26 protein-coding genes and 1 tRNA gene are annotated in these 22147 nt (G+C 61.1%); 13 read left to right on the forward strand and 14 right to left on the reverse strand.

Annotated elements, in window-relative coordinates; translation table 11 throughout:
• Nucleotides 1-247 precede the first annotated feature (247 nt).
• The 4 genes from ffh (at nucleotide 248) to ASE94_RS12145 (ending at nucleotide 2887) form a co-directional block, all read left to right on the forward strand.
• Nucleotides 248-1831, forward strand: a complete 1584-nt coding sequence (ffh, locus tag ASE94_RS12130) for a signal recognition particle protein (RefSeq protein WP_062630613.1) — start codon at nucleotides 248-250, stop codon at nucleotides 1829-1831.
• Between the two features lie 36 nt (nucleotides 1832-1867).
• A complete protein-coding gene (rpsP, locus tag ASE94_RS12135; protein ID WP_061908407.1) occupies nucleotides 1868-2230 on the forward strand; it encodes a 30S ribosomal protein S16 in 363 nt (120 codons plus the stop codon).
• 101 nt (nucleotides 2231-2331) lie between these two features.
• Nucleotides 2332-2634, forward strand: a complete 303-nt coding sequence (locus ASE94_RS12140) for a BrnT family toxin (protein ID WP_062630614.1) — start codon at nucleotides 2332-2334, stop codon at nucleotides 2632-2634.
• The gene (locus ASE94_RS12145; protein ID WP_062630615.1) at nucleotides 2618-2887 is read left to right on the forward strand and encodes a BrnA antitoxin family protein; all 270 of its coding nucleotides are present in this window, start codon (nucleotides 2618-2620) and stop codon (nucleotides 2885-2887) included. Before ASE94_RS12140 ends, ASE94_RS12145 begins: the two co-directional genes overlap by 17 nt.
• 52 nt (nucleotides 2888-2939) lie before the next feature.
• Here the strand turns inward: ASE94_RS12145 and leuB are convergent, their stop codons facing one another.
• The 4 genes from leuB to leuD all read right to left on the reverse strand — a co-directional run bounded on the left by leuB (nucleotide 2940) and on the right by leuD (nucleotide 5624).
• Complete coding sequence (gene leuB / locus ASE94_RS12150) at nucleotides 2940-4040, reverse strand: 3-isopropylmalate dehydrogenase (protein WP_062630616.1); 1101 nt, start codon at nucleotides 4038-4040, stop codon at nucleotides 2940-2942.
• Between the two features lie 146 nt (nucleotides 4041-4186).
• Nucleotides 4187-4582, reverse strand: coding sequence for a RidA family protein (locus ASE94_RS12155; protein ID WP_062630617.1), 396 nt, complete (start codon nucleotides 4580-4582; stop codon nucleotides 4187-4189).
• A gap of 4 nt (nucleotides 4583-4586) precedes the next feature.
• Nucleotides 4587-5015 (reverse strand): GNAT family N-acetyltransferase, encoded by a 429-nt coding sequence (locus ASE94_RS12160; RefSeq protein WP_062630618.1) that lies wholly within the window; start codon nucleotides 5013-5015, stop codon nucleotides 4587-4589.
• A 3-nt stretch (nucleotides 5016-5018) separates the two neighbouring features.
• Nucleotides 5019-5624 carry a 3-isopropylmalate dehydratase small subunit gene (leuD, locus tag ASE94_RS12165; protein ID WP_062630619.1) on the reverse strand — a complete coding sequence of 202 codons (606 nt, stop codon included), beginning with the start codon at nucleotides 5622-5624 and terminating at the stop codon, nucleotides 5019-5021.
• A gap of 183 nt (nucleotides 5625-5807) precedes the next feature.
• On the opposite strand from leuD, the gene ASE94_RS12170 reads away from it, so the two are divergent.
• Nucleotides 5808-6848, forward strand: coding sequence for a PAS domain-containing protein (locus ASE94_RS12170; RefSeq protein WP_062630620.1), 1041 nt, complete (start codon nucleotides 5808-5810; stop codon nucleotides 6846-6848).
• Here ASE94_RS12170 and ASE94_RS12175 read toward each other — a convergent pair.
• Nucleotides 6845-7615: a FadR/GntR family transcriptional regulator gene (locus ASE94_RS12175; RefSeq protein WP_062630621.1), complete on the reverse strand. Its 771-nt coding sequence runs from the start codon at nucleotides 7613-7615 to the stop codon at nucleotides 6845-6847. The two genes, ASE94_RS12170 and ASE94_RS12175, sit on opposite strands and share 4 nt — an antisense overlap.
• 148 nt (nucleotides 7616-7763) lie before the next feature.
• Here ASE94_RS12175 and ASE94_RS12180 point away from each other — a divergent pair, with 148 nt between their 5' ends.
• Entirely contained in the window at nucleotides 7764-9155 is a 1392-nt protein-coding gene (locus tag ASE94_RS12180; protein WP_062630705.1) for a M20/M25/M40 family metallo-hydrolase, read from the forward strand.
• A gap of 47 nt (nucleotides 9156-9202) precedes the next feature.
• Here ASE94_RS12180 and ASE94_RS12185 read toward each other — a convergent pair whose 3' ends face one another.
• Together ASE94_RS12185 and deoD are read right to left on the reverse strand one after the other, a co-directional pair.
• The gene (locus ASE94_RS12185) at nucleotides 9203-9565 is read right to left on the reverse strand and encodes a DUF1304 domain-containing protein (protein WP_061908398.1); all 363 of its coding nucleotides are present in this window, start codon (nucleotides 9563-9565) and stop codon (nucleotides 9203-9205) included.
• A 1-nt stretch (nucleotide 9566) separates the two neighbouring features.
• The gene (gene deoD, locus ASE94_RS12190) at nucleotides 9567-10277 is read right to left on the reverse strand and encodes a purine-nucleoside phosphorylase (protein WP_062630622.1); all 711 of its coding nucleotides are present in this window, start codon (nucleotides 10275-10277) and stop codon (nucleotides 9567-9569) included.
• A 125-nt stretch (nucleotides 10278-10402) separates the two neighbouring features.
• Between deoD and ASE94_RS12195 the strand changes: the two genes are divergently transcribed.
• Genes ASE94_RS12195 through ASE94_RS12205 form a run of 3 tightly spaced genes read left to right on the forward strand, consistent with a single transcriptional unit; the run spans nucleotide 10403 to nucleotide 12200 of the window.
• On the forward strand, nucleotides 10403-10882 hold the full coding sequence (locus tag ASE94_RS12195) for an SRPBCC domain-containing protein (RefSeq protein ID WP_061908396.1): 480 nt from the start codon (nucleotides 10403-10405) through the stop codon (nucleotides 10880-10882).
• A 59-nt stretch (nucleotides 10883-10941) separates the two neighbouring features.
• Nucleotides 10942-11895, forward strand: a complete 954-nt coding sequence (gene argC / locus ASE94_RS12200) for an N-acetyl-gamma-glutamyl-phosphate reductase (RefSeq protein ID WP_062630706.1) — start codon at nucleotides 10942-10944, stop codon at nucleotides 11893-11895.
• 17 nt (nucleotides 11896-11912) lie between these two features.
• Nucleotides 11913-12200 carry a GNAT family N-acetyltransferase gene (locus ASE94_RS12205; protein WP_062630623.1) on the forward strand — a complete coding sequence of 96 codons (288 nt, stop codon included), beginning with the start codon at nucleotides 11913-11915 and terminating at the stop codon, nucleotides 12198-12200.
• Here the strand turns inward: ASE94_RS12205 and ASE94_RS12210 are convergent.
• From ASE94_RS12210 to ASE94_RS12225, 4 genes are all read right to left on the reverse strand, one after another.
• Entirely contained in the window at nucleotides 12197-12445 is a 249-nt protein-coding gene (locus ASE94_RS12210) for a hypothetical protein (RefSeq protein WP_062630624.1), read from the reverse strand. The genes ASE94_RS12205 and ASE94_RS12210 overlap by 4 nt on opposite strands.
• A 79-nt stretch (nucleotides 12446-12524) precedes the next feature.
• Nucleotides 12525-12600, reverse strand: a tRNA-Ala gene (locus ASE94_RS12215).
• A gap of 52 nt (nucleotides 12601-12652) precedes the next feature.
• Nucleotides 12653-13666 (reverse strand): aldehyde reductase, encoded by a 1014-nt coding sequence (locus tag ASE94_RS12220; protein WP_062630625.1) that lies wholly within the window; start codon nucleotides 13664-13666, stop codon nucleotides 12653-12655.
• Nucleotides 13667-13709: 43 nt separating this feature from the next.
• Nucleotides 13710-14711, reverse strand: coding sequence for a Gfo/Idh/MocA family oxidoreductase (locus ASE94_RS12225; RefSeq protein WP_200913636.1), 1002 nt, complete (start codon nucleotides 14709-14711; stop codon nucleotides 13710-13712).
• Nucleotides 14712-14883: 172 nt separating this feature from the next.
• Here ASE94_RS12225 and ASE94_RS12230 point away from each other — a divergent pair, with 172 nt between their 5' ends.
• The 3 genes from ASE94_RS12230 (at nucleotide 14884) to ASE94_RS20680 (ending at nucleotide 17403) form a co-directional block, all read left to right on the forward strand.
• On the forward strand, nucleotides 14884-16233 hold the full coding sequence (locus ASE94_RS12230) for a hypothetical protein (protein WP_062630626.1): 1350 nt from the start codon (nucleotides 14884-14886) through the stop codon (nucleotides 16231-16233).
• Complete coding sequence (locus ASE94_RS12235; RefSeq protein WP_162236088.1) at nucleotides 16230-17042, forward strand: ATP-dependent Clp protease proteolytic subunit; 813 nt, start codon at nucleotides 16230-16232, stop codon at nucleotides 17040-17042. Before ASE94_RS12230 ends, ASE94_RS12235 begins: the two co-directional genes overlap by 4 nt.
• A gap of 82 nt (nucleotides 17043-17124) precedes the next feature.
• A complete protein-coding gene (locus ASE94_RS20680) occupies nucleotides 17125-17403 on the forward strand; it encodes a hypothetical protein (protein WP_082461189.1) in 279 nt (92 codons plus the stop codon).
• On the opposite strand, the gene ASE94_RS12240 is transcribed toward ASE94_RS20680, so the two are convergent.
• Together ASE94_RS12240 and ASE94_RS12245 are read right to left on the reverse strand one after the other, a co-directional pair.
• Nucleotides 17354-18604 carry a GGDEF domain-containing protein gene (locus ASE94_RS12240; RefSeq protein WP_062630627.1) on the reverse strand — a complete coding sequence of 417 codons (1251 nt, stop codon included), beginning with the start codon at nucleotides 18602-18604 and terminating at the stop codon, nucleotides 17354-17356. The genes ASE94_RS20680 and ASE94_RS12240 overlap by 50 nt on opposite strands.
• Nucleotides 18605-18690: 86 nt before the next feature.
• Nucleotides 18691-19707 carry an LLM class flavin-dependent oxidoreductase gene (locus ASE94_RS12245; RefSeq protein WP_062630709.1) on the reverse strand — a complete coding sequence of 339 codons (1017 nt, stop codon included), beginning with the start codon at nucleotides 19705-19707 and terminating at the stop codon, nucleotides 18691-18693.
• 183 nt (nucleotides 19708-19890) lie between these two features.
• Here ASE94_RS12245 and ASE94_RS12250 point away from each other — a divergent pair, with 183 nt between their 5' ends.
• On the forward strand, nucleotides 19891-20481 hold the full coding sequence (locus tag ASE94_RS12250; protein WP_061908389.1) for an acyloxyacyl hydrolase: 591 nt from the start codon (nucleotides 19891-19893) through the stop codon (nucleotides 20479-20481).
• A 100-nt stretch (nucleotides 20482-20581) separates the two neighbouring features.
• On the opposite strand, the gene ASE94_RS12255 is transcribed toward ASE94_RS12250, so the two are convergent.
• Nucleotides 20582-21772 (reverse strand): NAD(P)/FAD-dependent oxidoreductase, encoded by a 1191-nt coding sequence (locus ASE94_RS12255; protein ID WP_062630628.1) that lies wholly within the window; start codon nucleotides 21770-21772, stop codon nucleotides 20582-20584.
• Between the last annotated feature and the right edge of the window lie 375 nt (nucleotides 21773-22147).

A 22147-nucleotide genomic window follows, 5' to 3' on the forward strand; every position in this document is an offset into this window, starting at 1 on the left:
TGCTCCTGACCAGCCGACTGGGACCCAAAGGCGGGTACCACGATCCCGGAGGCCAACATCCGCCAGCGCGTTGCGCCCGCGGGTGGGTTTTGCGTTTGCTTGCATGAATACCATATGGCTCACTGGACGAGCAAAGCGAGGACCCCGCCAACGTTTTGGCGCCCCGCGGAGGGCCAGCGAAGCCACCAGCGCGGTTTTAGCGCGTCGGTGGCTGAGCGGTGCGGCCCGTGAGCGAAAAGGAAAAGCGATGTTTGAGAGCTTAAGCGACCGGCTTGGCAAGATTTTTGACGGACTTCGCGGACGCGGCGCGCTCAACGCTGCCGATGTCGATGCGGCAATGCGCGAAATCCGCCGGGCGCTGATCGAAGCCGACGTCAGCCTCGAAGTCGTCCGTGCCTTTGTCGAACAGGTCCGCGAACGCGCCGTCGGCGCCGAAGTCACCCGCTCGGTGACGCCCGGCCAGCAGGTCGTCAAAATCGTCAATGACGAGCTGGTTGCCGTTCTCGGCTCCGATGCGGTCACCATCGATCTCAACGCGCCATCGCCCGTTACCCTCCTTATGGTCGGTTTGCAGGGTTCGGGTAAGACCACCACGACGGCCAAAATTGCAAAACGTCTCAAGGACCGCCAAAAGAAGCGCGTTCTTCTGGCCTCGCTCGATACCCGCCGCCCGGCTGCCATGGAGCAGCTGCGCGTGCTCGGCGAACAGGTCGGCGTCGATACGCTGCCAATCGTCGCCACTGAAACGCCGGTCGAGATTGCCCGCCGCGCCGAGCGCGAAGGCCGTCTTGGCGGTTATGATGTCCTCATTCTCGATACCGCCGGCCGCACGCACATCGACGAAGAGCTGATGGTCGAAACGGTCTCCATCAAGGAGATCGCGAAACCCCACGAAATTCTGCTCGTCGTCGACGCCTTGACGGGCCAAGATGCGATCAACGTCGCCCGCTCTTTCGATACCCGTCTGGACGTGACCGGTATCGTCATGACCCGCGTCGATGGCGATGGTCGCGGTGGTGCGGCGCTCTCGATGCGCGCAGCCACCGGCAAGCCGATCAAGCTGATCGGTGTCGGCGAAAAGATGGATGCGCTCGAGGATTTCCATCCCGCGCGTATCGCCGACCGAATTCTGGGCATGGGCGACATCGTTTCGCTCGTCGAAAAGGCCGCCGAGCACGTCACGGCCGAAGACGCCCAGAAGATGGCGGCCAAGCTCAAGAAGGGCTCGTTCGACCTCGACGACCTGCGCGCCCAGCTTTTGCAGATGAAGAAGATGGGCGGCATGGGCGGCCTCATGGGCATGCTCCCCGGTGCGGGCCAGCTCAAGAAAGCCATGGCCGGCGCCAATGTCGATGAAAAGGTTTTCGATCGTCAGATCGCCATCATCAATTCCATGACCAAGAAAGAGCGGGCCAATCCGGACCTGCTCAATGCCTCGCGCCGCAAGCGTATCGCTGCCGGTGCCGGCGTCGAGGTTTCGGAAATCAACAAGCTTTCCAAGCAGCACCGCCAGATGGCGGATATGATGAAGAAGGTGTCCAAGGGCGGCATGGGCGCTCTTGGTGGCATGTTCGGCGGCAAGATGGGCGGCATGCTCGGTGGCATGCCCGATCTCTCCAAGATGGACCCAAAGCAGCTCGAACAGATGGCGCGTCAGGCCGGCATCAATCCCGATCAGCTCAAGGGCTTGCCCTCGGCCGATCTGCCGATGGCCGACAAGCTGCCCACAGACGTCAACAAGCTTTTCAAATCCGCCGGTGGCCCGGGCCTTCCCGGTCTCGGCGGCGCTCCGCGTTTCCCTGGCCTTCCGGGCCTGGGCAAGAAGAAATAACCCAAACTATCAACCGACAGCCTTAGGAATAAAGCAATGTCTCTCAAGATCCGTCTGGCCCGTGGTGGCACCAAGAAGCGTCCTTTCTACCAGATCGTTGTTGCCGACGCCCGTTCGCCCCGTGATGGCCGCTTCATCGAAAAGCTGGGCACCTTCAACCCGCTGCTCGACAAATCAGCTGAAAACCGCGTCGTCCTCGACACCGAACGCGCCAAGCACTGGCTCTCGCACGGCGCACAGCCGACCGACCGTGTCCTGCGTTTCCTCGACGCTGCTGGCCTCGTGAAGCGCGAAGCCCGTAACAACCCGAACAAGGGTGTTCCCGGCGAAAAGGCCAAGGAACGCGCTGAAGAAAAGGCCGCCAAGGCCGCAGCATCCGCCGAAGGCGCTGCTGAATAATTTTTGGGTCTTTGGACCTGCGAATGGAAAAGCCCCGCTGGAGACACCGGGGCTTTTTTGTGCGGTATTGAAAGCGATGTATATTATGGTAATATACATTCATGATCGACTGGAGCCGAGTTCAAGGGTTCGATTGGGACGCCGGAAACGCACGCAAGAGCGTCGACAAACGTGGCGTGTCTCAGGCCGAGGCAGAACAGATGTTCTTCAATCAGCCGCTTCTCACGCTCGCCGACGCCAAGCATAGCGATGTGGAACCTCGTCTTCACGCACTAGGGCATTCCAACGACAGAAGGCTGCTGCATGTGACCTTCACCTTGCGCCAGGACGAGACGCGTATTCGGGTCATCTCTGCGCGCGATATGAATCGCAAGGAAAGGATCGTTTATGAGCAAGTCTCTTAAGCCGATACCGACATTTAAGACGGAAGCGGAAGAACGTGCGTTCTGGGAGAGCCAAGACACCACTGACTATATCGATTGGGGCAAGGCGAAACAGGTCGTCATGCCCAATCTCAAGCCGTCGTCAGCATCCATCTCACTGCGCCTGCCGACGGGCCTACTCGATCAGATCAAAGTGGCCGCAAATAAGCGCGATGTGCCTTATCAATCGCTGATCAAAATCTGGCTCGCTGAAAAGGTCGACAGCACCAAATAGAAAAGCCCCGGCGCGAACACCGGGGCTGTTGGCGTGACACCGAGTTTAAATCTTACGCCTTCAACTTAGCCAAGATTGCTGCGCCCATTTCTTCCGTGCCAACCGTCTTGCGATTGTCCTGGGCGATGTCGGCGCAGCGGAGGCCATCGGCGAGGACTGCGGCGATGGCGCCTTCGACCTTGTCGGCCAGTTCAATCATGCCGAACGAATAGCGCAGCGCCATGGCGTGCGAGGCGATCATGGCGATCGGGTTGGCAATGCCCTTGCCGGCAATGTCGGGGGCCGAGCCGTGGACGGGCTCATACATGGCCTTGCGCTTGCCGGTGACGGCATCCGGTGCGCCGAGCGCGGCCGAGGGCAGCATGCCGAGCGATCCGGTCAGCATGGCAGCGACGTCCGAGAGGATATCGCCAAAGAGGTTGTCGGTGACGATCACGTCGAACTGCTTTGGATTGCGCACAAGCTGCATGGCGCAGTTGTCAGCCAGAATATGGTTGAAAGCGACGTCGGCATAATCCTTGGCGACAGTGCGGACCACTTCGTCCCACAGCACGCCCGATTTCATGACGTTCTTCTTGTCGGCCGAGTGGATCTTGTTGCCGCGGGTGCGGGCGAGATCGAAGGCGACGCGGGCGATGCGGTCGATTTCATAGGTTTCGTAAACCTGGGTATCGACACCACGCTTCTGGCCATTGCCAAGGTCGGTGATTTCCTTGGGCTCGCCGAAATAGACACCGCCGGTCAGCTCGCGCACGATCAGGATATCGAGGCCTTCGACGAGTTCGCGCTTGAGCGCGGACGCATCGGCGAGCGCGGGGTAGCAGATCGCAGGGCGGAGGTTCGCAAAGAGCCCAAGATCCTTGCGGAGACGGAGGAGCGCAGCTTCCGGGCGCTTGTCATAGGGCACATTGTCCCACTTGGGGCCGCCCACGGCGCCGAAGATAACGGCATCTGCCTTGAGCGCCTTGGCCATGTCGTCTTCGGAGATGGCTTCGCCATGCGCGTCATAGGCACAGCCACCGGCAAGACCGGTATCGATGGCGAAGTCGGTGAGACCTTCGGCATTGGACCAGGCGATGATTTTTTCGACCTCGACCATGATCTCGGTGCCGATGCCGTCGCCCGGCAGAAGAAACAGGGAATGGGTGGCCATTTTTGGAAAACTCCTCGCCGTACTGGTGGGTACACCTTGGCGCCGACATATCCGCATTTTGGCTTTTTGTGCAAGGGCACAAAGCAAAACAGCGCTTTCGGGCGAAAGCGCTGTCAGTGTTAACGGAATGCTATCGAAACCGCGACTTAAGCGTGGCTCGTTGCGGCCCCGATCCGAGCCGTCACTTCGATCTCGATCTTCATGCCTTCCTCGATCATCGCAACTATGAGCATGGACGCGGCCGGGCGGATGTTTCCGAACACCGGACCAACCGCCGCGACGACCTCGTCCACATAAGACCGATCGCCGAGATAGTAGACGACCCGCACCGTATCCTCGATCGAAGAGCCGGCTTCCTTGAGCGCCTTGTCGATGGTCGCCAGCGCATTTTTCGCTTGTTCGCCAACGCTTTCGGGCATCTTCATCGTAGCATAGTCATAGCCCGTCGTGCCCGAGACATAGACCGTATCCTCGTGCCGCACGGCGCGCGAATAGCCAAAAGTCGCTTCAAAGGGAGAGCCGGTAGAAACGCGCTGGACCATGGGATCAACTCAAGGTTTTGTGGAGGAAATGCCGGGTAAAACCGGGTGGATAATCAGTCAGGGCGCCGAATTCGGCATAGCCGAGCTTCTTGTAAAAGCCCGGCGCCTGAAATGAAAACGTATCGAGCCAGATGCCGCTACACCCAAGGTCTTTCGCAACTTTTTCGGCTTCCGCCATCAGCTTTTCGCCAAAGCCCTTGCCGCGCAAATGCTCGGGAATGAAGAGCAACTCGACAAACATCCGGCTATAGCTGACCCGCGCCGTCAGCCCGCCGACGGAAGCGCCGGTTTCCGGGTCTTTGAGCGCGAGAGCGATGGTGCGTGGAGCACCAAAGCGGTTCTCCGTCTGCGCAGCATTATAGGCGATGAGGCCATCGAGAATGGCCGCCCGCGTATTGGGATGCGGCTCGGCCTCGAAGACGATTTCCGCCACGGTTTAGAGCCAGGGACGCTCGTTCGCCATTTTGCCCTCGAAGGACAAAATGGCAGGATCGGATTTCAGCGTGCCGGCGATATCGTCGAGGCCCTCGAGCAGGATCTGCTTGCGCGATGGGTCGATATCGAAATGCAGCGTGCCGCCGTCCGGACCCTTGATGGTCTGGGCTTCAAGGTCGATGCTGAGCGTCGCATTAGCACCGCGCTCAGCATCGTCGAGGAGGAGTTTTAGCTGCTCGGGCGAGACGACGAGGGGCAAAATGCCGTTCTTGAAGCAGTTGTTATAAAAAATGTCGGCAAAGCTCGTCGAAATCACGCAGCGGATGCCGAAATCGGCGAGGGCCCAAGGCGCGTGCTCGCGGCTGGAGCCGCAGCCAAAGTTGTCGCCGGCGATGACGATCTTGGCCTGGCGATAGGCTGGCTTGTTGAGCACGAAATCGGGGTTTTCCGAGCCGTCTTCATTGTAGCGCATCTCTGAAAACAGGGCGACGCCAAGGCCGGTGCGCTTGATCGTCTTGAGGTACTGCTTGGGAATGATCATATCGGTATCGATATTAATGATCGGCAGGGGCGCTGCGACACCCGTCAATGTGGTGAATTTTTCCATCACGAAACCTCGCTTTATCTTGGGTCTTTGAGCCAAAGCGGGATCGGGGTCAAGTCGTCAGGTGGCTAAAGCGTTCGGCGCTTGACCAGCCATAGACCCTTTGTCTACTGGTACGCCTCAAGAATTTACGCGCGCGTCATCTTGCTTACCGGGGGGTTAGCAATGCAAGGACAAGTGCCTAAGATGGTCTCGCTCGGCCAGAGCGGCGCCTCTCATCCAACGTCTGGCCAGCTTTTGCGAGCCCTCGAAGCCATGGCAGGCACAGGCTTCTGCACGCTTTCCTTTGCCGATGGCAGGGTGCAGGCGTCGGAAGGTCTGCATGTGCTTGCCGGCACAACCGATCATATCGGCCAGCAGATCTCGCTCGAATTCATCGAGGCGCGGACCCATCCCGATGATCGGGCCGCGCTCGTCGAGAGTTTTCACATGCTCATGCGCGATCTCCTGCCGATGCGCCGCGATTTGCGGCTCATGCGCGAGGATGGCACGGTCCGGCAGCTCGAATTGCGGTTCGAGCGCCTAATGGATGACGCCAAGCGTCCCATAGGCTGGATCATCTGCGCGCTAGATCGCACGCAGGAGGAGAGCCTCCGCAAAGCCATGAGCATGATGCGCCGCCGCCTTCATGCGGTTTTTGAGCGTCTTGATGTCGATATCGCCTGGTTCAGCTCGCTCGATGGCAAGTTTCTCGAACTGATCCGCATGTCCGAAGACTTGGGGCTGCCCAAAACGCCGATCTTCACGCTCGAAAGCTGGTTCAAGTCGATCCATCCGGACGACCGGCAGATCGTGCTCGACAGCATCGAGCGGCAGGACATTTATACGGGCGAGGTCCGGGTCGAAATCGCGCCAGGCGAGTATGTGCCCATGCGCAATGTCCGCTACCCCGTTGCGGACGAAAATGGCCAGCCGGTCGAATGGCTCGGGCTCACTTCGATCAGGCGTCCCGGGCATGGCGGTGTCATCGCCGAAGATGTGGCGAGCGAAGAGCTGCTCAATGGGCCGCTGCTGCGGGGCGCGCGCAATCTTCTTGGCTGGACCATCCCGGTTCTCGCGGAACAATCGGGCGTTTCAGCCTCGACCATCATGCGCATCGAGGAAGCGACGGCGCCAGTGATCGAGGTGGCGCGCCGGCGCACGGCCGAACGGCTGACCCGCGCCCTCACCGAGGGTGGGTTGATCTTTCATCGCACGCTGACGGGAAAACTCGCAATTTCGCTCTAGTTCTTACGCTCTTCCATGCGCCCGGCCGCGCGGGCAAAGCCCTCGGCGATGGCCACGCGCATAGCCTCCCGGGCGGCGATGGCATCCCGCGCCGAAATCGCATCTGCAATGGCCCGATGCACAGCAACGGTCTGGGTCAAAGCCTCGGGCTCATTGACCGGCGAAGATATCGTGAAGGCCGCGGTCAGCGCCATTTCGACAAGCGCACTGATCGAGGCCATGAAGGGATTGCCCGACGCATCGGCAACGGTCTTGTGGAAATCGAGATCGTGGCGGGCAAAGTCTTCGGGCGTCCCTGCCTTCGCCATCAGCTCAACCGTTGCGAGGAGGCCCGCGGCCTGATCATCGGTCCGCCGCTCGGCCGCCAGCGCCGCGGCTTCGATTTCGATACCGATGCGCACTTCCGCAAGACTTTGCAGGAAGCTCACTTCTGGTCCGAGTTCGAAATGCCAGGCAAGGACATCGGAATCAAAAAGATTCCAGCGATTACGGGGCAAGACACGCGTGCCGATCCGCGCCCGCGCTTCGATCAGACCCTTTGCCGCCAAGGTCTTCAGCGCTTCGCGTAGCACCGTGCGCGACACGCGAAACCGCTCAAGCAGTTCCGTATCGGGCGGCAGGATCGAGCCTTCGGGATATTGGCCGGAAACGATGGCAAAGCCGAGATCCCAAAGCACGTCCGAATGGAGGTTCCGCGCGCGGTTGCGGCCCGAGAGAATGGCGATGAGGTCGCCTGAGTGGCGCGCACGGCCGCCGGATCGATCCATGCTGGCTCTCCTTGGGCAATGGTTGGGCGACCTAATCACAGTCGAATAAGTATGACAATATAAGCGCTCCTCTGTGCACTGGACAGGCCGGGGCCCGCTCGCCATGGTGCGGCGCAATACGATTCCGAATTTGCCGCAGGACCCTGTCATGACCGAAAAAACTCAACTCGATGCCGTGCTCGCCCATGTCGATCAGGGGCTTGAGCAAAGTCTGGCGCGGCTTTTTGATCTTTTGCGAATCAAGTCGATCTCGACCGATCCCGCTTATGCCGCCGAATGCCAGAAGGCCGCCGACTGGATCGCCGGCGAGCTCAATGGCCTTGGTTTTGATGCCAGCGCCCGCCCGACCCCCGGCCATCCCGTGGTCGTCGCCCATGGCCCGGAACAGGCCGGCCCGCATGTGCTGTTTTATGCTCACTATGACGTGCAGCCGGTCGATCCGCTCAATCTGTGGCATTCCGATCCCTTCGATCCGCAGATCAAGGAAGACGCTGCCGGCCGCAAGATCATCGTTGCCCGCGGCGCGTCCGACGACAAGGGCCAGATGCTGACCTTCATCGAGGCCTGCCGCGCCTATAAGGCCGTCACAGGGAGCCTGCCTGTTCGCGTCTCGCTGATGCTAGAAGGCGAGGAAGAATCCGGCGGCAAGAACCTGCCGCCCTTCATGCGCGAAAATGCCGAGGAGTTGAAAGCCGATATCGCGCTCGTCTGCGATACCGACATGTGGGATCGGCAAACCCCGTCGATCACCACCATGCTGCGCGGCCTTGTCGCCGATGAGATCGTCATCACTGCGGCTGACAAGGACCTCCATTCCGGCATGTTCGGCAATGCGGCCCGTAATCCCAATCAGGTCCTGGCCGAAATCATCGCCAGCCTCCGCGCCCCCGATGGCTCGGTGACGCTCGACGGCTTTTATGACGATGTCGCTGAAATCTCGCCCGAGCTGAAGGCCCAGTGGCAGGGCCTTGGCTTTGACGAAAAGGCCTTCCTCGGTGAAGCGGGTCTATCGCTGCCGGCCGGCGAACAGAGCCGCTCGGTCCTCGAAATGCTTTGGGCCCGCCCGACCTGCGAAATCAATGGCATGATTGGCGGCTATACCGGCGACGGCTTCAAAACCGTCATTCCGTCCAAGGCTTCGGCGAAAATCTCGTTCCGCTTGGTCTCCGGCATGGACCCCAAGAAGATCCGTGCCGCTTTCCGGGCCCATGTCGAAAAGATGATCCCAGCCGATTGCTCGGTCGAGTTCATTCCGCATGGCGGCTCGCCGGCCATCACCGTCCCGGCCGATGGCGAATTCCTCCGCAAGGCGCTCAATGGTCTCTCAGCCGAATGGGGCAAGCAGGCCGTAATCACCGGCTCGGGCGGTTCGATCCCGGTCGCGGGCGATTTCAAGTCGATCCTCGGGCTCGATACGCTCCTCATCGGCTTTGCCCATGTGGATGATCAGATCCACAGCCCCAACGAGAAATACGATCTCGACAGCTTCCACCGCGGCATCCGCTCCTGGGTCCACGTGCTGGCCGCGCTTGCCGCGTAAAGTCATCACGTCATCCCCGCCCCGGCGGGGATGACATCGCTTTGGTTTCAAGCAAATACAACGGCGAGGATCGCCAGCACTGCGGGCACGGTCTGGACGAACACGATCTTCCGGCTCGATGTAGCGCCGCCCACAATGCCGGCAACGGCAACGCAGGTCAGGAAGAAGATCTTGATCTGCCAGGCCAGCGCCGGATCGGGATGCACGAGACCCCAGATGAGGCCGGCGGCGAGAAAGCCATTATAAAGGCCTTGATTGATGGCCAGCACCTTTGTGCTGCGCGCAAAATCGGGCGCCAGATTAAACGCCTTCTGGCCGCGCGGCGTGTCCCACCAGAGCATTTCCAAGAGCATGATATAAACATGCAGCAGCGCAACGGCTGCAACGAGAACAAAAGCCACAACCGTCATTTCAGGCCTCCACAGCAACATCGAGAGCAAGTTCAACCATGTCGCGCAGCGAGGTCTGGCGCGCTTCGGCGTCGATTTCCTCATGCGTGATCAGGCAATCGGTCATGGTGCAGATGGTCAGGGCGCGGACATCGAACCTGGCGGCGAGCGTATAGAGCACGGCCGCCTCCATCTCGACGCCGATCACGCCATGCTCGGGCAGCTTGTCGTAACCGGCCATGCCATCGGCATGATAGAAAATGTCCGACGAGAGCATATTGCCCGCATGATAGCGCAGGCCCCGGGCATCGGCCCTGTCTGCGGCGTCGCGCAACAGCCCGAAATCGGCCATGGGCGCAAAATTGAAGGCGCCGAACCGGCCCTTGACGATGGAGCTATCGGTCGAGGCCGCCTGCGCCAGAATGATGTCGCGCACCTTCACCTTGGCATTGAGCCCGCCGCAGGTGCCGACGCGGATCAGCGATTTGACCCCATAAACGTTGATCAACTCGTTCACATAGATGGCGAGCGATGGTTGGCCCATGCCGCTCGCCTGCACAGAAACCGGTTTGCCCTTCCAGGTGCCGGTATAGCCGAGGCAATTGCGCACGGAATTGACGAGCTTTGGCGCCTCGAAAAACGTCTCGGCGATCCACTTGGCGCGCAGGGGATCACCGGGCAGCAGCACGGCCTCGGCATAGTCGCCTGGTTTTGCATGATTATGCGGGGTCAAGGTTTTCTCCTCGTCTCGTGCCGGTACCGAGCAATGACACCAGCGCCAAGAGTTGACAATCCCAGTGCGGAACGCGCTCGCCAGTCCCGGCATTGCTCCTCTTCAAGGGACAGAAGGAGGCTGGGATGTCCGACAAGATAGAAGCCAAGGTGACGCATCGTTTTCGCGCGAGCCCCGAGCGGGTCTACGACGCATTCGTCGATCCCGATCTGGCGCGCCGCTGGCAGGCGGCATGGCTGCGGCGCAGCGGGGAAAGCGGCAATCTGACCGAGGTTCAGCTCGAGCCACGCGTCGGTGGCCGCCTGATGCTGGCCGACGGGCAGACCGGAACGCGGGCGCGACATTTCGGCGAATTCCTCGCGCTTGAGCGGCCGAGCAAGATCGCCTTTTCCTGGATGGTGCATGAAAGCGAGGCCGAGGATCCGGCCATCGTCGAAATGATCATCGAGCCCGAAGCCAATGGCCCCGGCAGCGTCGTCACGCTCTACAACACGCTCGATGCGCAATTCGAGGATTGGCTGGCCCAGACCGAACGCGGCTGGATGGCCATGCTCGGCGGTATCGAGGATGTCATCGAGAGGCGCGATATTCCCTCGATGCGCTAGGTGCTTGACGCGCGTGGTCCTGCGGCCCATCTAAAGCGCGAAACTTTTGGAGCATGATCATGGTCGCCAAGATCTTTATCGATGGGGAAGCCGGAACCACGGGGCTGCAGATCCGCGATCGCCTCGCCGGCCGCCGCGATCTCGAAGTGCTCTCCATCGCGCCCGAAAAGCGCAAGGATCAGGAGGAGCGCAAGCGCCTCCTCAATGCAGCCGATGTCGCCATTCTCTGCCTCCCCGATGAGGCGGCCAAGGAGAGCGTGCGGCTCATCGAAAACGGCACGACCCGCGTCATCGATGCCTCGACCGCCTTTCGGGTGAATCCCGACTGGGCCTATGGCTTTGCCGAGATGGACAAGGATCAGGCCGAGAAAATCGCCAATGCACGCTTTGTCTCTAATCCCGGCTGCTGGCCGCAGGGCCTGATCGCCGGTCTCCGTCCCCTCATCGCGGCTGGCTTTATTCCCGCCGATCATCCGATCATCTATCACGGCATTTCCGGTTATACCGGAGGCGGCCGCCAGATGGTCGAGGACTATGTGGCCGAAGGTGCATCGGCGAGCCAATATATGCCCTATGGCCTCACCTTCATGCATAAGCACGTGCCGGAGATGACGCTCTATACCGGCCTCCAGCGCGAACCGCTGTTCGAGCCCGTCGTCGGCAATTTCGCGCAAGGGATGACGACGTCCCTCCCGCTTCATCTGGGTACGCTCGCCAAGGTCCCGACCGGCGCCGAAATCCATGCGGCCATTGCCGATCACTTCGCTGCCGTCCCCGACAGTTTCGTCAAGGTCGCACCCTATGATCCCGCCCTCGGCAAGACCGCTGCGCTCGATCCGCAGGTGCACAACGGCACCAATACGCTGACTCTCCATGTCTTTGCCAATGACGCGCGGGCCCAGGCCGCGGTGGTCGCGGTCTACGACAATCTCGGCAAGGGCGCATCGGGCGCTGCGGTCCAAAATCTTAACCTGATGCTAGGCGTTGCAGCAGCCGAGAGCCTTGCCGCCTGAGAAAGGGTTTTGCGACTATGACCGAATACAAAATCCGGCGTGAAGAAGACGCAACGCATGGGCGCTATGTCATCGACCTCGCGCCCGGCGCCGAGGCCGAAATGACCTATCGCAAGGCCGATGGCCGTATCATCGTCGACCATACCGGCGTGCCGCGCGAATATGAAGGTCGCGGCATCGCTCTACAACTGGTCAAAGCCTCGATCGCCGACGCGCGCAGCGAGGGGTTTAAGATCACCCCGGTCTGCCCCTATGTGGTTGTCCAGTTCGATCGCCACCCGGATTGGGCGGATCTGCGCGCCTAGTCTTCGTAGGCGAGGCCCAGCAGATTATCCTCGCGCCAGATCAGCCGGCAGAGTTCGAGCCGATGTCCAAAGAGCACATAAAAACGCTCGGGCGTCGGCCACGGCTCCAGCAGTTCGACCTTGGCCCCAAATGGCGATGCATTGCGCAACAGGGCCGGCACGCGCAAAAGCCCGTCGCCCAGCACGATCGTGGCATCGAGCCGAACCTTATCCCGTGGCCGAAGCCTGCGCTCTTTCTGTTCCATCCCCCTATAATAGCCCAGACCCCGCCCGCGATCCTGCCGCGTTTAATTCAAAGGCGATGGAAGCGGATTCAGGGAGGTTTGGTGGAGCTGAGCGGGATCGAACCGCTGGCCTCGTCATTGCGAACGACGCGCTCTCCCAACTGAGCTACAGCCCCACACAGCTTTCAATATTGCCATGTTCGGACCGTGGATCAAGAGGGGTCGACGTCAGACGAGACGGTGTTCGATCAGGCTCTTGCCAGTGGCTATGGCAGAATCTGCGGCTGTGATCAGTGGACGTCCAAGCCGTTCGCTGCCGCGGTGGCCGTCGAGGCGTTTGAGAGCGCCGAGTTCGTGGATATTTCCCGCGATGTCTCGATCGAACAGCGCGGCGACCCTCACGACGACATTGGGCAATTCGGCTGTCGGGATGCGGCGGTCCGGAAAGGCCGGCTTCATCGCCCTGGCCAAGTCGGCCATGCGATAGGTGCCTTCCGAGGCGATGCAGCGCTGACCTGCGGCGGCGGGATTGGTCATGGCATCGACATGGAGCGCGGCGACATCGCGCACGTCGACGATCGACATGCCCAGTTTCGGTACGGCCGGCAATTTGCCGTCGAGGAGGCGCGAAACCAGCGCCGCGGATGTGCCCGGATCTTCGTCGAGCAGTGGCCCGAGAATGGCGGCCGGATTGATCACCGCCAGATCATCGTGCCGCCCAGCCTTGTCCATCAGCTCCCACGCGGCTTTTTCTGCCAGGGTCTTGGACTTGGCATAGGCGCCCGTTTTGAGGCTCTCGACATTGGTCCAGTCCGCCTCGGTCAAGACGCGCGCATAGTCCTCATGGCCATATTGGATAGCAGCGATGGACGAGGTCAGCACCACGCGCTCGACCTGAGCGCGCAAAGCCGCCTCGATCGCCCGGCGCGTGCCGTCCACGGCCGGACGGATCAGCTCGTTTGGGTCTTTGGGAATTTCGAGCACGAAGGGCGAAGCCGTGTGCTGGAGAAAGCGCACGCCCGCCATCGCCGCATCCCAGCCCTTATCGTCGAGGAGATCGAGCGCGACGAAATCAAGCCGGCTGACATCGGCCCCCGCCTTGGCAAGCGTTGCCCGCACCTTATCGGCCTTATCGAGCGTGCGGACGCTGCCGCGTACAGCATAGCCGGCCTTGAGCAAAGCCAACGCGACGTGGCCGCCGAGAAAGCCGGAAATGCCGGTGAGGAGAACGAGATCGGTCATGGCGCGGTTTTCCCAGTTGAGTTTTTACGAACGCGACGATGGCTCAGACCGTTTCCCACCGTTCGGATTTTTCGCTCCGGAAGATGGCATCGAGCACCTTCATCGAGGCAATCGCATCCTCGATGCCATAGGGCAGGGGTGTTTCGCCGAGCACCGCTGCGGCAAAGGCGCGCGCCTGCTCAGTATATTGATCGCAGGCGGGAAGGATTTCGCGCCGCGCCAGCGAACCATCGAGCGGCGAACCGGTATCCACAGTGATGGCCGTACGCTCATCGGCCGGCGCATTATAGGGAATGAGAATTTCAAGCTTGCCCTTGGTCCCCTGCACCAAAACCCGCTGATGCGGCACGAGCTGTGTGGAGCAGGTAAAGGTCAGCCGCTTGCCCTTGCCGAAATCGAGAATGGCGCTGGCCAACCGATCCGTGCCGAATCCGGGATCGCGCTCGACAAGCGAAACCACCCGCTGCGGCTCAGCTTCGAACAGGAACCGGCCTGATGTCACCGGATAGCACCCAATATCCAAAATACCGCCGCCGCCGATATCGGCCTGGTTGCGCACATTGCCTGCATCGTTGTTGAAATAGGAAAAGACCGCAGTGATGGCGCGGACTTCGCCCAATTCGCCCGAGCGGATGATTTCGCGCGCCCGCTGCCATTGGGGGTGAAAGCGGATCATGAAGGCTTCCATGACGAGACGCCCCTCGGGCACTTGGCGCAGCTCTTCGGCTTCCTTGGCGGTTATGGCGATCGGCTTTTCGCAAAGCACATGCTTGCCGGCGCGTGTCGCGGCAAGGGTCATGGGCACATGGAGATGGTTGGGGAGTGGATTATAGATCGCGTCGATCTCGGGATCGGCAAACAGTTCCTCATAGGAACCATAGGCTTTGGCAATTCCGAGCGTATCGGCGGCTTTCCGCGCCTTGCTGAGATCACGCGAGGCAATGGCGACCACTTCGCAATTGTCCGCCTTCTGAATGGCCGGCGTCACCTTGGCCATGCCGATATTGGCGGTCGACAAAATCCCCCAGCGCACTTTCTTGGTCACGTCGCATCTCCTCGCTTCTGTCTAAGGCCTAGCCTTGCGGCGGGTCCGAGGGCAAGGCCCACCTTCCAGACGCCGGGTTGCCAGCACACGCTTTTGTGCCTCCATCTTGCCGGGATGCTCATGTTAACGTCGCGCTAACAGGGCCCGTGGGGCCCGAGCAGCGGGGACATTCATGCAGCTCAAGCCCAATGCCTTCCGGCTCAGCGAGACGGTGCGCGGCGTCGAAACCATGACGCGCTTTTCCCTCGCCGTGCTGGCGCTGGCGTCCGGTGTCTATACCTATCTCGGCGTGCGCGGCCTGCTCGATGGCTCTGCTACCTTCGTCTTCTTTGCCGCCATCATCTATTCGGCAGCCGTCTCGGTCGCCATCTACGCCTTCTGGACCTTCATGATGCGGTTCATTCCGCTCGTGACCTCAGGCGTCCAGCGCGTCGGCCTCTTTCTCACCATGGGGATAGGGTGCCTCATGATCATGGCCATGAGCTCCTGGCTCAATGCGGCCGCGCTCGCCGGCTCCGCCGCCACCGAACAGCATATGGCGGTGACGCTCCAGGGCTATGCCGAAGACCTCGATCTCGCCCATGCCAATGCGCTCGCCGCGCAAAGCCTTCTTCCCGACGTGCAGCGCGCGGCCGAACGGTTTTCGGGTCTCGCGGCGGATGAACGCGAATCCGGTGCTTTGACCGGTACCACCGGTTCGGGCAGCGTCGTGCAATTGCTCACCCAGATGGGTACGCAGATGAACCAGCTTGCGGCCACCATCACCGGCAGCCGCGACGAAGTGGCAACGCTCTTCGAGCAGGGCTCGGCTCGGCTCGCCACCATGCGCGAATTGGTTTCAACGCCCGGCGCCATCGAGCCGCGCACCGATAGTTTTCAAAGCGAGGCCGTGCAACTCTCGGCCATCATCGCGTCCCTCCAACAAACCGGCGTTGCGGCATCCGTCCGTCGCGCATCCGATGATCTCTCGGCGGGCTTCATCGCGCCGGTCGCCGATGGACAATCGGCCGATCTGATGAACCGCCAGGGCCAGGTGATGGAAACGGTGCGCGCTTCCGTCGCCGCACAATCCGCCGCGCTCAGCGCCGCGGCCGATGAAATTCTTGCAACGCCCCCAGTCGAACAGCGGCGTTATACGCCCCTCTCGAGTGCCGAGGCCGTGCTCCGCTATTGGCAGGATTTTATCCCCTCCTGGGCCGGCGCCATTTCCATCGATCTCTTGCCGGTCGTGCTGGTGCTCGTCCTCATGATCGTCAATGATGCCATGCGCCGAGAGTCTTCGTCGCTCGAAGAAGCCGAAAACATCACCGCTGCCGAAATGCTGCGGGCCATGGCGCTCTATCGCCGCATGGAGGCGGCCGGGATCGATGTGACGACAGGTCAGCCCAAGCGCGAGCCCGAGGTCGAGCCGGCTCCAGCGGAGCCGACGCCTCCCGTGGCGGAGGCGCCCGTGGAAGATGCCACCGTCACCCCCATCGAAACCGCGCAGCGAAAGCGCACCGATGGGCCCCGCCCGGCATGAAAACCGACGCCAATGCCCGCGCCCAATCAGCAAGCCCGGGCATCATCGCCCGGCTCGCTGCCATCGACGATGGCGCGATCATCCGCGTCGCCTTCTTTGCCCTGCTGGTCGGCACGGCAAGCGTGCTTTATGTCGATTTTCGCGAGCTTGCGCTGAGCGAACCGCCGGCCGTACTGCCGACGCTCGAGCCCATTCTGCCGCCGGCCCAGCCCACTGAAGGTGATCCAGCCGGCCGGCCGATGCCGTCCATCACGACGGCGCCCGATCTCCTTGAAGCGCCGCTTGCCATCACCCTTTCGGCCGGTAGGGAGCTCAAGTTGACCGGCAGCATCGATCCGGGCTCCGCGCAAAGATTTGCCGACGAGATTGCGGCGCGCGGCGAATACGTTGAGACTGTGGTTCTCGATTCGCCCGGAGGTTCGGTGATGGACGCGCTGGAGATCGGCGCCCTCATCCAGGAAAAGGCCCTCGCGACCAAGGTTGTCGCCGGTAATCTCTGTGCCTCGTCCTGCCCCATCATTTTCGCCTCTGGCGCCGAGCGCATCGCCAGTCCCGATGCTGCCATCGGCGTCCACCAAATCTATGCGGCAAGCCTTGGCGAAGGCGCGGCCGATGCCGTTGCGGTCGCAGGCGTCGCTATGGCCGATGCGCAGGCAACGACGGCGCAAATCACGCGGCACCTGATCAAGAGCGGGGTCGACCCCGCCATGTGGCTGCACGCGCTCGATACGCCGCCAGACCGGCTCTACTATTTTTCAACGGAGGAAATGGAGGCGTTAAAGCTCGTCACACAGTTCGAGCAGAATTGAAGCAATGCACGGAACCGATGGAGGATCGGAGCCGTTTCGCAGCTAAGGGCCAATGTGCCCAACCTCGTGGAGGAGGCCAAACATGTCGAACACACACACTTTGACGCGCCACAGCGACATTCAAAGCTGGGTTAGCGATCGCAAGGGCATTCCAGCAATCGCCCGTATCAGAAACCGTTTCGGGGAAGAGAAATCCAAGCTTTTGCTTCGCTTTGTGCGCAGCCAGGGCCTCGGCGTCGATGACGGCATGAGCCCTTGTTCCTGGACAGCCTGGTTCGCCGAACTGGACCGCCAGCAACTCGCGCTCAAGATCACCCCGACAGGCGAGTGCGAACTGGTTCCGCGTGCGGCGCTGAACTGAGTTTTTCTGCGCTCGCAGCGCCCTGTGGCGTATTCGAATCCAAGCTTGGGGCAGGGGCGATAGACACCCTGTCCCTACCCTTTGCCTTGGCATCATAAAGCGCCATATCGGCCCGCCGCAGCAAGTTCGAGAGGCTTTCGCCCTCGTCGAGCACGGCAATGCCGAATGAGCAGGTAATCCGCTTGTCGGTGCCGCGAATCTCCTTGGGCAGATCCCGCAGACGCAATCGCGCAGCTTCAGCCGCACCCCGCGCGACCGTTAGCCCGGCCCCCGGCAGGAGCACGGCAAACTCTTCGCCCCCCATCCGCGCCACGACGGCGCGTTGATCAAAGCTCTCTTTCAAAAGCTCGCCAAACATTGCGATCACCTGATCGCCACGGTCGTGACCATAGGTGTCGTTGATCTGCTTGAAATGGTCGATATCGGCCGTGATCGCGACGGCAGGCATTCCCGCCCGTTGCGCCATCAGCCGCGCCCGCTCGGCCTGTTCGTCAAAGCCGCGCCGGTTGAGAAGGCCTGAAAGCGGATCGGTTTCCGAGAGCGTCGTCATGTCCGCAATGACGTCGCGCGTCATGATCAAGAGAATGAGCAGACCATTGGCGATGATCAAGACGCCGCCACTCGCCTGCGAAATGGCGGCATAATTGCTCGAGAGATAGCCCTGAACTGAGCCACCCGAGCCGATGGCCAGCGCGAGGAACGGCTTGCCCAAAAACGTCAGCGCGCTTAGCGCAAAGAGCGATACCAGCGTCAGGTCCAGCATGCGCCGCGATCTGTTGGCCAGAATGATCTGGATACCGATCACATGCATCAGCGCATAGGGCGCCTGATAGATCAGCCCGCGCGCCAGCGAATCCCGCGGCATGCCGAGTGTGAAAAGATTGATCCCCAGCGCCAGCGCAAACAAGAGGCCGAGCGAGAGCCACGGCACCCTGACCTCATAGTGCCGCGCGAGACCAATATTGGACAACAGCATGGCCGTCAGAAACGCGGCAAAACTACCGTAGGCGGCGGCCTGCGCATTGGTCTGGTAGGGCATGGAATATTCGAGCAGCCCGATGACGAAAGTCATCGAATAGGCCAGAGCCTGCCAGCGCGCGCCCACAGCCGAGCGGCGATAAACGGCAATGAAGCCGAACGCCGAGACGAAGATGGCCCCGACGCAAAGATTGATTGCCAGAACGATGCTCGCCGCGCTCAAGGACTGCTTCCGGAAATTTGAACCGGCTCAGCCTGACAGAGCTTCCGTAAGACATCGTAAAGCTGGCTATGCAGCCTAAGGGGCGCTTAGCTCCGCGGCGTCACGCCAAGCGCCTTGCCCAAAAGCTCAAAAGATCGCCGGCGCAACTCGTAGGAGTGGATCGTTGTCGTGATCATCACCTCGTCGGCCCCGGCTTCTTCGGCCTTGGCCGTGATTTCTTCGGCCATGCGCTCAGCGCTGCCAACCATCCAGAGACTGCCCTGGTGGGAAATCACCTGCTGTTGTTGTGGGGTCAGCGATTTCATCCGCTGCGTTGCCGCTTCCGGCGGCATCAGGTTGCGCTGCTCGCCGGTGACGAAGAGCGCCCAATTGACCGCCTGCGAGGTGCCAAGAAACGCGGCTTCTTCCTCTGTCGGCGCTGCAATCACCGAAAGGCACAAAATCGTCTTGGGCTCGGCAAAGTCTTCAGACGGCACGAAGGCCTCGCGATAGGCGGCAAAGGCCGGCGCCGCGGGCGTGTGCGAAAAATGCGCGGCAAAGGCATAGCCAAAGCCAATCTGGCCAGCCGCTTGCGCGCTGGCACCGGACGAACCCAGCAGCCACTTTGGCGGCAGGCGAATACCGCCTGGCGAAACCGGTACGCGCGAATAGGGATGATCGGGCGGGAAATTGTCCTCGTCGAACGTCATGAGTTCAGCGAGGTACTGCGAAAATTCCTCGCCGCCGCCTGAGCGCAGCGCCCGCATGGCATAGCCGTCGCCACCCGGTGCGCGGCCGAGCCCGAGATCGATGCGGCCGGGGTGGAGCGCTTCCAGGGTCCGATAAGCTTCGGCAATGCGCAGCGGCGCGTGATTGAGCAGCATCACGCCGCCCGAGCCGACGCGCAGCCCCTTGGTCGCCGCAGCCGCACTGCCGATCAGGATTTCAGGCACGGAGGAGGCAATCGAGGGCATGCCATGATGTTCGGCATACCAAAGCCGATGATAGCCATAATCGTCTGCCGCCTGCGCCAGCTTCACCGTCTCGGCCATGGCGTCGGTGGTCGAACTGCCTTGGGCGATGGGGGCGAGATCCTGGAGCGAAAGGGCAAAAGAAGCAGACATGACATTATCCGGTTTGAAACCAATCATCGTTAGATCACGATGATGGCGCCCGAATTCAACCCTCGATCGCGGCTTTCCGGTCACTTTTGCCGCTGCACGCGCCGCAATCGCACTTGGGGGCTGGAGCAGAATTGACTTTTGAGGCTAGTGAGGTGCTTCTTGGGGAACAGTGAGATCGGTGTGATGCTGCGTAAGATCTTTTTCGGTGCGATCGGTATGCTGGCTCTTTCTGCCAGCCCGGCCCTATCCCAGAACCTTTATGATCCCCATCCGCTCGCCGGCGTGGTCGATGAATTGCGTTTCGGTATCCATGCGCATGACGTGCACCATGCCGCCCTGCCGTTTCTCGTGAACGAATGGCGCCTCAATCAGGTCGAAGACATCAGCTTCGATGTGCTCTTCACCTCGCCCGATATCGATGCCTTCCGCTGGATCGGCTCGCCGCGTCCCGAAGTCGGCACCACCATCAATCTCGATGGCCAGGATAGCCTCCTCCATGCCGGCCTCACCTGGCAGTTGCCGGTCTTCGATACGCCATTCTATCTCGAAGGCACTTTTGGTGGCGCCGTACACAACGGCGCGCTGGAAAACGCCGCGCCCGGCCGCAAGAATTTTGGCTGCTTCCTCAATTTCTATGAGCGTTTTGGCGTCGGCGCCCGCCTCGGTGAGAATGCCACGGCGACCGTCACCTATGAGCACACGTCGAACAACGGCTATTGCTCGCAGAACGACGGGCTCTCCAATTTCGGCGTGCGCCTCGGCTATAAGTTCTAAAGCGCGTCGCGACCTTTAAGGGTCGCTCTTAGCGCTTTAGCTGTTTGGTTCAACGCATGTCTTTATCCCGAAACCGGTGCCCACTTTCGGGAGACATGCTTTAGGCCGCTTGTCCCGCGGCAAAGCCCGAAGCCCAGGCCCACTGGAAATTATAGCCCCCAAGCCAGCCGGTAACGTCGACTGCTTCGCCCACGAAGTATAGGCCTGGCACGGTCCGCGCCATCATGGTCTTGGCATCGAGCCCTGTCGTATCGACGCCACCGAGCGTGACTTCAGCCGTGCGATAGCCTTCCGACCCAACCGGCTTCAACGTCCAGCGCGAAACCTGATCGGCCACCGGCTGCAGCTTCTTGTCCGAAAAATCGCCGATCATGCCCGGCTGGTTGATCATCTCGCCCATGAGTTGTGCCAGACGCTTTGGCAGATGACCGGCCAGCACGGTCTGGACGTGGTTGCGCGGCTGTTCCTTGCGCGCCGCCTGCAGCATGGCCAGCGCATCCTGCTCAGGCAGAAGATCGACGGAGATGCTGTCGCCCTCGCGCCAATAGGAAGAGATCTGCAGGATCGCCGGACCTGACAGCCCGCGATGGGTAAAGAGCAGCGCTTCGCGGAATTTCGTTTTGCCCGTCCCGACTATCGCATCGGTCGAGACACCAGCCAATTCGCGCAATTCTTCGAGCTTACCTTCCTCAAAGGTCAGCGGCACGAGCGCCGGGCGCGTATCGGTCACGTTGAGCCCGAATTGCTTGGCCAGCGTATAGGCAAAACCGGTCGCCCCCATCTTGGGGATCGACTTGCCGCCCGTCGCGACGATCAGGCTTTCAGAGGTGACATAGCCATCGCCGAGGAGAACCTTGAAACCCGCATCGGTCTTTTCGACCGAACCCACGGTGCGTCCGGTCCAGATCGCCGCGCCAGCCTGGCGCAGTTCGTCGATCAGCATGGCGACAATCTGCGTTGCCGGTCCATCGCAAAACAGTTGGCCCAGCGTCTTCTCATGAAAAGAGATGCCGCGCTTTTTCACCTTTTCGATGAACATTTCGGGCGTGTAGCGCGACAGCGCCGACAAGGCGAAGCGCGGGTTCTGGCTCAGGAAGCGCTCGCGCCCCAGGACATGAGTCGCGTTGACATTGGTAAAATTGCAGCGCCCGCCGCCCGAAATGCGGATCTTTTCGCCCGGATCACGCGCATGATCTACCACGAGCACTCGCCGTCCGCGCCGCCCGGCCTCGATCCCCGCCATAAGCCCCGCCGCGCCTGCACCAAGAATGATGATGTCGAAATCGGTCATGTTTTTGGTCCTTGGCGCGCGTTCCTCCCTCCCGTACCCCCCTCCCGGCCTCCCCCACAAGGGGGGAGGTGCCGATCTGCTGTTTTAGGGGGATGCTGCCACGCCTGCCATGACACACCCCCTTTGATGGGCTCCGAGCCGTCCCGAAGGGCAAATCGCTCCAGCGGAGCGATTTGAGGGGGAGGAGGATGGGAGGAGGTGGTGACCCACCCGCAGACCCTTCCCAACCAATCTTCATTGACTCTTTCCTATTTCAGAGTATGAGAAGTCCTGCTTTTCCTATCAGAGCACTGATTTTCATGCGCAGCTTCGGCCACATCGCCGTTTTGACGACCACAAGGCTCATAGCCGGTGGCCTGACTGCCATGATGAAAA

Origin of the sequence: Devosia sp. Leaf64 (genome assembly GCF_001421945.1) — a bacterium.
Classification (GTDB): domain Bacteria; phylum Pseudomonadota; class Alphaproteobacteria; order Rhizobiales; family Devosiaceae; genus Devosia.

What these genes read in the sequence shown, in the direction of transcription:
- ffh (WP_062630613.1), top strand. Translation starts at nt 248, where the DNA reads ATGTTTGAGAGCTTAAGCGACCGGCTTGGCAAGATTTTTGACGGACTT.
- rpsP (WP_061908407.1), top strand. Translation starts at nt 1,868, where the DNA reads ATGTCTCTCAAGATCCGTCTGGCCCGTGGTGGCACCAAGAAGCGTCCT.
- ASE94_RS12140 (WP_062630614.1), top strand. Translation starts at nt 2,332, where the DNA reads ATGATCGACTGGAGCCGAGTTCAAGGGTTCGATTGGGACGCCGGAAAC.
- ASE94_RS12145 (WP_062630615.1), top strand. Translation starts at nt 2,618, where the DNA reads ATGAGCAAGTCTCTTAAGCCGATACCGACATTTAAGACGGAAGCGGAA.
- leuB (WP_062630616.1), bottom strand. Translation starts at nt 4,040, where the DNA reads ATGGCCACCCATTCCCTGTTTCTTCTGCCGGGCGACGGCATCGGCACC.
- ASE94_RS12155 (WP_062630617.1), bottom strand. Translation starts at nt 4,582, where the DNA reads ATGGTCCAGCGCGTTTCTACCGGCTCTCCCTTTGAAGCGACTTTTGGC.
- leuD (WP_062630619.1), bottom strand. Translation starts at nt 5,624, where the DNA reads ATGGAAAAATTCACCACATTGACGGGTGTCGCAGCGCCCCTGCCGATC.
- ASE94_RS12170 (WP_062630620.1), top strand. Translation starts at nt 5,808, where the DNA reads ATGGTCTCGCTCGGCCAGAGCGGCGCCTCTCATCCAACGTCTGGCCAG.
- ASE94_RS12175 (WP_062630621.1), bottom strand. Translation starts at nt 7,615, where the DNA reads ATGGATCGATCCGGCGGCCGTGCGCGCCACTCAGGCGACCTCATCGCC.
- ASE94_RS12180 (WP_062630705.1), top strand. Translation starts at nt 7,764, where the DNA reads ATGACCGAAAAAACTCAACTCGATGCCGTGCTCGCCCATGTCGATCAG.
- ASE94_RS12185 (WP_061908398.1), bottom strand. Translation starts at nt 9,565, where the DNA reads ATGACGGTTGTGGCTTTTGTTCTCGTTGCAGCCGTTGCGCTGCTGCAT.
- ASE94_RS12195 (WP_061908396.1), top strand. Translation starts at nt 10,403, where the DNA reads ATGTCCGACAAGATAGAAGCCAAGGTGACGCATCGTTTTCGCGCGAGC.
- argC (WP_062630706.1), top strand. Translation starts at nt 10,942, where the DNA reads ATGGTCGCCAAGATCTTTATCGATGGGGAAGCCGGAACCACGGGGCTG.
- ASE94_RS12205 (WP_062630623.1), top strand. Translation starts at nt 11,913, where the DNA reads ATGACCGAATACAAAATCCGGCGTGAAGAAGACGCAACGCATGGGCGC.
- ASE94_RS12210 (WP_062630624.1), bottom strand. Translation starts at nt 12,445, where the DNA reads ATGGAACAGAAAGAGCGCAGGCTTCGGCCACGGGATAAGGTTCGGCTC.
- ASE94_RS12220 (WP_062630625.1), bottom strand. Translation starts at nt 13,666, where the DNA reads ATGACCGATCTCGTTCTCCTCACCGGCATTTCCGGCTTTCTCGGCGGC.
- ASE94_RS12230 (WP_062630626.1), top strand. Translation starts at nt 14,884, where the DNA reads ATGCAGCTCAAGCCCAATGCCTTCCGGCTCAGCGAGACGGTGCGCGGC.
- ASE94_RS12235 (WP_162236088.1), top strand. Translation starts at nt 16,230, where the DNA reads ATGAAAACCGACGCCAATGCCCGCGCCCAATCAGCAAGCCCGGGCATC.
- ASE94_RS20680 (WP_082461189.1), top strand. Translation starts at nt 17,125, where the DNA reads ATGTCGAACACACACACTTTGACGCGCCACAGCGACATTCAAAGCTGG.
- ASE94_RS12245 (WP_062630709.1), bottom strand. Translation starts at nt 19,707, where the DNA reads ATGTCTGCTTCTTTTGCCCTTTCGCTCCAGGATCTCGCCCCCATCGCC.
- ASE94_RS12250 (WP_061908389.1), top strand. Translation starts at nt 19,891, where the DNA reads ATGCTGCGTAAGATCTTTTTCGGTGCGATCGGTATGCTGGCTCTTTCT.
- ASE94_RS12255 (WP_062630628.1), bottom strand. Translation starts at nt 21,772, where the DNA reads ATGACCGATTTCGACATCATCATTCTTGGTGCAGGCGCGGCGGGGCTT.